Annotated in this window: 6 protein-coding genes and 1 pseudogene; all 7 read left to right on the top strand. The window is 62.0% G+C overall.

Annotated elements, in window-relative coordinates:
* The first annotated feature begins 35 nt into the window (after positions 1 to 35).
* On the top strand, positions 36 to 1,124 hold the full coding sequence (murG, locus tag JNL55_RS12670; RefSeq protein ID WP_293853378.1) for an undecaprenyldiphospho-muramoylpentapeptide beta-N-acetylglucosaminyltransferase: 1,089 nt from the start codon (positions 36 to 38) through the stop codon (positions 1,122 to 1,124).
* On the top strand, positions 1,121 to 2,551 hold the full coding sequence (gene murC / locus JNL55_RS12665; RefSeq protein WP_293853376.1) for a UDP-N-acetylmuramate--L-alanine ligase: 1,431 nt from the start codon (positions 1,121 to 1,123) through the stop codon (positions 2,549 to 2,551). The genes murG and murC overlap by 4 nt, the downstream gene beginning before the upstream one ends.
* On the top strand, positions 2,548 to 3,450 hold the full coding sequence (gene murB / locus JNL55_RS12660; protein WP_293853373.1) for a UDP-N-acetylmuramate dehydrogenase: 903 nt from the start codon (positions 2,548 to 2,550) through the stop codon (positions 3,448 to 3,450). The genes murC and murB overlap by 4 nt, the downstream gene beginning before the upstream one ends.
* Positions 3,443 to 4,423 (top strand): D-alanine--D-alanine ligase, encoded by a 981-nt coding sequence (locus tag JNL55_RS12655; RefSeq protein ID WP_293853371.1) that lies wholly within the window; start codon positions 3,443 to 3,445, stop codon positions 4,421 to 4,423. Before murB ends, JNL55_RS12655 begins: the two co-directional genes overlap by 8 nt.
* Positions 4,420 to 5,241 carry a cell division protein FtsQ/DivIB gene (locus JNL55_RS12650; RefSeq protein ID WP_293853369.1) on the top strand — a complete coding sequence of 274 codons (822 nt, stop codon included), beginning with the start codon at positions 4,420 to 4,422 and terminating at the stop codon, positions 5,239 to 5,241. Before JNL55_RS12655 ends, JNL55_RS12650 begins: the two co-directional genes overlap by 4 nt.
* Entirely contained in the window at positions 5,234 to 6,469 is a 1,236-nt protein-coding gene (gene ftsA, locus JNL55_RS12645; RefSeq protein ID WP_293853367.1) for a cell division protein FtsA, read from the top strand. Before JNL55_RS12650 ends, ftsA begins: the two co-directional genes overlap by 8 nt.
* 139 nt (positions 6,470 to 6,608) lie before the next feature.
* A pseudogene (locus tag JNL55_RS12640) lies at positions 6,609 to 6,852 on the top strand (cell division protein FtsZ); the annotation flags it as partial.

The raw sequence follows: 6,852 nt of genomic DNA, 5'->3' as shown, positions 1-6,852 counted from the left end.
CGCCCTGCTCGTCGCGAACGAGTGGAGAGTGACGAATGAAGCGCACGGTTCTAATCATGGCCGGCGGAACGGGCGGACATGTGTTTCCGGCGCTGGCGGCTGCTCGTGTGCTACGCGAACGCGGCTTCGAGCCTGTGTGGCTGGGCACACGCAAAGGATTGGAAGCTAAGCTGGTACCGCCGGCCCAAATCGAAATCGAGTGGATTTCGATGAGCGGCTTGCGTGGCAAAGGTGCGGCGACGTTGTTGCTCGCGCCCTTCAAAGTCGTGCAATCGATCTGGCAGAGCTTGCAGGTGATCCGCAAACGCAACCCGGCCGTCGTGCTCGGCTGTGGCGGTTTCGTCGCGGGCCCTGGTGGTGTCGCTGCGTGGCTCACGCGTCGGCCGCTGGTCATTCACGAACAGAACGCTGTCGCGGGCATGACCAATCGCATGTTGGCGAAACTCGCGCGGCGCGTGCTCGAAGCATTTCCGAAGAGCTTCCCGTCCGGCACGCACGCCGAGCAGGTGGGCAATCCGGTGCGACGTGAGATCGCAAGCATCGCTTCGCCCGAACAGCGCTTCGCTGGCCGCGAAGGGCCGATTCGCTTGCTCATCATCGGCGGCAGCCAAGGCGCGATGAAACTGAACGCGACCGTGCCGGCCGCGCTTGCGACCATCGATGCGGCATCTCGTCCCGTCGTGATTCATCAAGCGGGCGAGCGTCATCTTGCGACGGTGCGCGAAACGTATGAAAAGCACGGTGTGCAGGCTGACATTCGCGCCTTCATTACCGACATGGCGGAAGCGTACAGCTGGGCCGATGTGGTCGTGTGCCGTTCCGGCGCGATGACCGTGTCCGAGTTGGCGGCTGCCGGCTTGCCGGCCATCTTCGTGCCGTTCGCCGCGGCCGTCGACGATCATCAAACATTGAACGCAAAGTTTCTGGTGGATGCGCAGGCCGGCATTTCGATTGCCGAGCGCGACCTCACGCCGGAACGTCTCGCGCAGGAGTTGAAGAAATTGTTGAGTGGTGGACGTGAGCAACTGAAGGCGATGGCGCTACGCGCCCGCTCGGTTGCCATCACCGATGCCGACGTGCGTCTCGCCGACGCGTGTGTGGCTGCTGCGGGAGGTGTCGCATGATCGATCGCATGCGTCGCATCCATCGCATTCATTTCGTCGGTATCGGCGGCAGCGGCATGGGCGGCATTGCCGAGGTGCTGTTGAACCTGGGCTACGAGGTTCAAGGCAGCGACTTGAAGCCGAACGCGGTCACGCAGCGGCTGGCCAAGCTCGGCGCCAAGATCAAGTTCGGCCACTCGGCGGACAACGTCGGTCAGGCCGATGTGTTGGTGGTCTCGACAGCGGTGCAGTCGGACAACCCGGAAGTGGTCGAAGCCAAGTCGCGTCGTGTGCCCATCGTGCAGCGAGCCGAGATGCTCGGCGAGTTGATGCGTTTCCGTTACGCCATCGCGGTGGCCGGCACTCACGGCAAGACCACGACCACCAGCATGGTGGCGTCCATCCTGGCCGAAGGCGGGCTCGATCCCACGTTCGTGATCGGCGGCCGCTTGAAGAGCGCCGACAGCAACGCGCGCCTGGGCACCGGCAAATATCTGGTCGCCGAGGCGGATGAGAGCGACGCGTCGTTCATGCACCTGCAAGCCATGATCGCCATCGTCACCAACGTGGACAACGATCATCTCGGCACGCATGACGGCGACTTCGAACGCTTGAAACAAAGCTTTGTCGACTTCCTGCACAACTTGCCGTTCTACGGCTTGGCCGTGGTGTGCGCGGACGATCCGGTCGCGAAGAGCTTGTTGCCGCGGATCAATCGTCCGTTCGTGACTTATGGCATCGATAGCGAAGACGCTGACATCCGCGCCGTGAACATCCAGCGCGAAGGGGTGCAGACTCGTTTCGACGTGGAGCGTCGCGGCTCCAGTCACAAGCTGTCGGTGCAATTGAACCTGCCGGGCCGGCACAACGTGCTGAACTCGCTGGCGGCGATTGCGGTGGCGAATGAACTGGAAGTGCGCGATGTGGCCATTCAAGCCGCGCTGACTTCGTTCCACGGTGTCGACCGTCGCTTGCAACAGTACGGCGATGTGCAGACCTCGGCCGGCAAGGTCACCATCATCGACGACTACGGTCATCACCCGACCGAACTGGCGGCGACGCTGGAGGCCATCCGTCAGGGTTGGCCGAATCGCCGCGTGCTGCTCGCGTTCCAGCCGCATCGATATTCCCGAACTCGGGATCTGCTCGACGACTTCGCGCGCGTGTTGTCGGCCAACGCCGATGCATTGATCGTGACCGAAGTTTACGCGGCGGGCGAAGCACCGATTGCAGGCGCAGACGGCAAAGCGATCTGTCGCGCTGTGCGCTCTCATGGTCGCGTCGAGCCGGTGTTCGTCGAGAAGATCGACGAGTTGCCGCGGGCGTTGATTCAGATCGCACGCGATGGCGATGTGATCGTGACCATGGGGGCCGGCAGCATCGGCGCGCTGGCGCCGGAGTTGTCGGGTGCGTTGACGACGTTGTCCGCCGAGCGGAGGCAGCCTTGAACGCGCTGTCGCTGCCGCCGGATTTCGACGCGCGAGTGAAGCGCGACGAACTCATGTCGAAGCACACGTCCTGGCACGTGGGCGGTCCGGCGGATTTGTTTTTCTCGCCGCTCGACGTGACCGATGTCTCTGGCTTCCTGCAAGGCCTCGAGCCTGGCACGCCGGTGATGTGGATCGGCCTGGGCAGCAACTTGTTGGTTCGCGACGGCGGCATTCGCGGCGCGGTGATCGAGACGCACGGCATCTTCGATGAGCTCGAACGTCGCGGTGACAACGAGGTGTGGTGTGGCAGCGGCGTGGCGTGCGCCAAGCTCGCCAAACAATGCATCAAGTGGGGTCTCGGCCCTGCTGAGTTCTTCGCCGGCATTCCGGGCACGCTCGGCGGCGCATTGGCGATGAACGCCGGCGCTTTCGGTGGCGAGACTTGGAAGCATGTCGTGTCAGTCGCGACGATCGATCGCAATGGTGTGCGTCACGAACGACCGGCATCTGACTACACGGTGGGCTATCGCCACGTGTCGGGCCCGAAGGACGAATGGTTTCTCGGCGCGCTGCTGCGTTTCGAGCTGCGCCCCGGCGTGAGTAACGACGACATCCGTGCACTGCTGGCGAAGCGTAAAGCGACGCAGCCGATTCAGGAGTGGTCGTGCGGTTCAGTGTTCACCAATCCGCCCGGCGATCACGCGGCGCGCTTGGTTGAGGCCTGCGGCTTGAAAGGTTTTCGCATCGGCGGCGCGCGAGTGTCCGAGATGCACGCGAACTTCATCGTCAACGACGGCACGGCGACGGCCGACGATATCGAAACGTTGATCCGTCACGTGCAACAGACGGTGGAACAAAAGCATGGTGTGCGACTCAACACTGAGGTGCGCATCGTGGGCGAGGTGAGTCATGGCTGAAACAAACAAGATCGGACCAAAGCGCGTCGTTAACGCGAAAGATTTCGGTCGGGTCGCAGTGCTGATGGGCGGCACATCGAGCGAGCGTGAAGTGTCGCTGGATAGCGGCAGCAATTGTCTGGATGCGCTTCAGCGTCAGGGCGTCGATGCATACAAGGTCGATGGCATCGCTGCGCTGGTCGATGAAGTGGTGAAGAAGCGTTGCAATCGCGTGTTCAACATCCTGCACGGTCATGCCGGCGGTGGAGAGGACGGCATTCTGCAAGGTTTGTTGGAAGCCTTCAGCATTCCTTACACCGGCTCGGACGTGCTGGGCTCGGCGCTGTCGATGGACAAGATCCGCACCAAGCAGGTGTGGCTGTCGCTCGGCTTGTCGACGCCGCGTTATGCGCGCCTGGCTCGTAACAGCGATGTCGAAAAGGCAGCACGTGATCTCGGCTTGCCAGTGATCGTGAAGCCGGCATGCGAAGGCTCGAGCGTCGGCGTCACTCGCGTGTTCAAGGAATCCGATCTGCCGAACGCCGTTGCGTTGGCGGCGCGCTATCAGGGCGAAATGTTGATGGAGCAGCTCATTGAAGGTTCGGAGCTGACGGTCGCTGTGCTGGGTGACGTGGCGCTGCCGAGCATTCGTATCGTGCCGGCTGGCGAGTACTACGACTATCACGCCAAGTACAAAGCCGAAGACACCCAATACATCTGCCCGGGCCTCGAAGGCGCTGCTGAGCTGGAAATTCGTGCGCTGGCGCTCGAAGCATTCCGCACCGCTGGCTGCTACGGCTGGGGCCGCGTCGACGTCATGCGCGATCGCAACGGCAAGAACTATTTGCTGGAAGTGAACACCGCGCCCGGCATGACCAGCCATTCGCTGGTGCCCAAGGCCGCGAAAGTGTTCGGCATCGAGTTCGACGAGTTGGTGTGGCGCGTGTTGGAAACCAGCCTGCCGCGTGCCGGTCAAGGAGCGCCCCGCTCATGATGGGCACACGCAAGCGCAATCGTCGCAAAGGTGCGGGCGAGCAGTTCGAGCTGCTCGGCCGGCTGCAACCTTGGGTCGCATCGTTGACCGAAGGTGGCTTGCGTCCTGTGCTTGGCGTGGTGGCGCTGATGGTGGGCATCAGCGTGATGGTGTGGGGCTTGGTGGTGTCGTTCGATCGGCCGATTGGCAAGGTCGAAGTCGGTGGGCAATTTCAGCGCGTCGCGCCGTTGCAGATCGAAGAAGTGGTCGCGCCGTTTCGCGGTTCAGGTTTTCTGTCCGTGGATCTGGATGCGATGCGCGCCGCTTTGGAAACCATTCCTTGGGTGGATCGCGCTCGGGTCGAGCGCAAATGGCCCAACGGCGTGCGTGTGTTCATCACTGAACATGTCGCAGCGGCGCGTTGGGGCGCGTCCGGTTTGATGAACACGCGAGGCGAATTGTTTTTGAGCGACGCGCGGCACATTCCTCAAGAGTTGCCGCAGCTGAATGGTCCTCCGGGTACGGAAGGCCAGGTCGCGAAGCTTTATCTCGAATCGTATCCGCGCCTGTTGGGTGTGGGTATGCGCTTGAGCAAGGTCGAATTGGATGCGCGCGGTGCGTGGCAGTTGACGCTGGGTAACGGCGTCATCGTGCGACTCGGTCGTCAGGACGTGCCGTCGCGTTTGGAAAGGTTTATCGCTGTAGCGAGCCCGGTCGTCGCGGCCCGTGCAGCCGAAGTCAGTTATGTAGATCTTCGTTACAGCAACGGTTTTTCGGTTGGCTGGAACGTCCCTACCCGCGTCGCTCGCGACGCCGAGGAATCTCGAGCCGATGGCTAGGAAGAATGACCGCAATTTGATTGTCGGCCTCGACATCGGCACCTCCAAGGTGGTGGCCATCGTGGGCGAGGTCAACCACGAAGGTCGCATCGAGGTGGTGGGCTTGGGCTCGCACCCGTCGCGCGGACTGAAGCGTGGCGTGGTGGTGAACATCGAGTCGACAGTGCAGTCCATTCAGCGCGCGGTGGAAGAAGCCGAGCTGATGGCTGGCTGCGAGATTCACTCGGTGTACGCCGGCATCGCCGGCAGTCACGTCCGCAGCCTGAACTCGCACGGCATCGTGGCGATTCGGAACAAAGAAGTGACCGCCGAAGACGTGGATCGCGTGATCGACGCGGCCCGCGCCGTGGCGATTCCGGCCGACCAAAAAATTCTGCACATCCTGCCGCAGGAATTTTTGATCGACAGCCAGGAAGGCATTCGCGAACCCATCGGCATGTCGGGTGTGCGTCTGGAAGCGAAGGTGCACATCGTGACCGGCGCCGAGAGCGCGGCACAGAACATCGTCAAGTGCGTGCAGCGTTGCGGCCTGGCGGTGGAAGACGTGGTGCTGGAACAGCTTGCGTCGAGCTACTCGGTGCTGGCGGACGACGAAAAGGAGTTGGGTGTGTGCTTGGTGGACATCGGCGGCGGCACGACCGATCTCGCGGTGTTCTCGGGCGGCGCGATTCGGCACACCGCGGTGATTCCGATTGCCGGCGATCAGGTGACCAACGACATCGCGGTGAGTCTGCGCACGCCGACCCATCACGCTGAAGAGATCAAGATGAAGTTTGCTTGCGCGTTGTCGCAGCTGGCGAACTCGGACGAGACCATCGAAGTGCCGAGCGTGGGCGATCGTCCGCCGCGCCGGCTGGCGAGACAGACGCTCGCAGAAGTGGTCGAGCCGCGGTACGAAGAATTGTTTGCTCTGGTGCGCGAAGAGTTGCGGCGCTCCGGCTTCGAAGAAGTCATCGCTGCGGGCGTGGTGTTGACCGGCGGCAGCGCCAAGATGGAAGGCGCAGTGGAGCTGGCCGAAGAAGTGTTTCACATGCCGGTGCGCCTGGGCGTGCCGCAACACATCACCGGCTTGGTGGATGTGGTGAGTAATCCGATTCATTCCACCGGCGTCGGCTTATTGCTGTATGGCCGGGAGAATTATTTGCGTGGACGTCGCGATATGCCGTTGAGCGGCAACGTGCGCGGTACGTTCGATCGTATGAAAGCTTGGTTTCAAGGAAATTTTTGACGACTTGAGACGAGACGCCATGGAGCAGGCCAAAAGAAGGGATGACTGGGGAAAAAGGTGGGACATGCGGCGGGCCTCTGAACCGGCCGTATGTCGAGTTGAAATTTGATTTGTCTCGCTGACATTGAGGGGACTAACGATGTTTGTACTTGCTGATACAGAAAACCAAGGCGCGGTCATTAAAGTGATTGGCGTCGGCGGCGGCGGCGGAAACGCGGTCGCTCACATGATCCAGGCCGGTATCGAAGGCGTGGATTTCATTTGCATCAATACCGACGCGCAAGCGTTGAAACATTCCAAGGTGAAAGTCGGTCTGCAGATCGGCTGCAACATCACCAAGGGCTTGGGCGCGGGCGCCGATCCGGAAGTGGGCCGTCAGGCCG

It is taken from the genome of Steroidobacter sp. (genome assembly GCF_016790065.1).
In the GTDB taxonomy this organism is placed as follows: domain Bacteria; phylum Pseudomonadota; class Gammaproteobacteria; order Steroidobacterales; family Steroidobacteraceae; genus Steroidobacter.
Note: the sequence above shows the minus strand (reverse complement) of the source record. Positions and strands in the feature narration are given on the sequence as shown.

What these genes read in the sequence shown, in the direction of transcription:
- JNL55_RS12650 (WP_293853369.1), top strand. Translation starts at nt 4,420, where the DNA reads ATGATGGGCACACGCAAGCGCAATCGTCGCAAAGGTGCGGGCGAGCAG.
- murG (WP_293853378.1), top strand. Translation starts at nt 36, where the DNA reads ATGAAGCGCACGGTTCTAATCATGGCCGGCGGAACGGGCGGACATGTG.
- murC (WP_293853376.1), top strand. Translation starts at nt 1,121, where the DNA reads ATGATCGATCGCATGCGTCGCATCCATCGCATTCATTTCGTCGGTATC.
- JNL55_RS12655 (WP_293853371.1), top strand. Translation starts at nt 3,443, where the DNA reads ATGGCTGAAACAAACAAGATCGGACCAAAGCGCGTCGTTAACGCGAAA.
- ftsA (WP_293853367.1), top strand. Translation starts at nt 5,234, where the DNA reads ATGGCTAGGAAGAATGACCGCAATTTGATTGTCGGCCTCGACATCGGC.